At 61.6% G+C, this 417-nt stretch carries 2 protein-coding genes; both read left to right on the top strand.

What is annotated here, in order from left to right:
* The coding region (locus FLP08_RS17160) for a phage tail sheath C-terminal domain-containing protein (RefSeq protein ID WP_147315314.1) at positions 1-220 on the top strand (220 nt) is incomplete at its 5' end.
* A 12-nt stretch (positions 221-232) separates the two neighbouring features.
* Positions 233-417: phage major tail tube protein (locus FLP08_RS17155; RefSeq protein WP_202912809.1), on the top strand; the 185-nt coding region annotated here is incomplete at its 3' end.

Genomic DNA, 417 nt, shown 5'->3' with positions numbered 1-417 from the left:
CACCGAGGGCCTGCGCGCCTTCATGCGCGATCTGAAGAACCAGGGCGCGGTGATCAACTTCGAGGTCTATGCCGACCCGGACCTGAACAGCGCCAGCCAGCTGGCCCAGGGCAAGGTGTACTGGAACATCCGCTTCACCGATGTGCCGCCTGCCGAGAACCCCAATTTCCGTGTCGAGGTGACCGATCAGTGGCTCACCGAAGTTCTGGATGTCGCCTAAGGAGCGCCCGTGATGATTCCGCAAACCCTGACCAATACCAACCTGTTCATCGACGGCGTGAGCTTCGCCGGTGACGTGCCATCCCTGACCCTGCCCAAGCTGGCTGTGAAGACCGAGCAATACCGTGCCGGCGGCATGGATGCGCCGGTATCCATCGACATGGGCCTGGAGGCGATGGAAGCCAAGTTCTCCACCAA

The sequence above is a fragment of the Christiangramia aestuarii genome (assembly GCF_009735585.1).
GTDB classification, from domain to species: domain Bacteria; phylum Bacteroidota; class Bacteroidia; order Flavobacteriales; family Flavobacteriaceae; genus Christiangramia; species Christiangramia aestuarii.
Note: the sequence above shows the minus strand (reverse complement) of the source record. Positions and strands in the feature narration are given on the sequence as shown.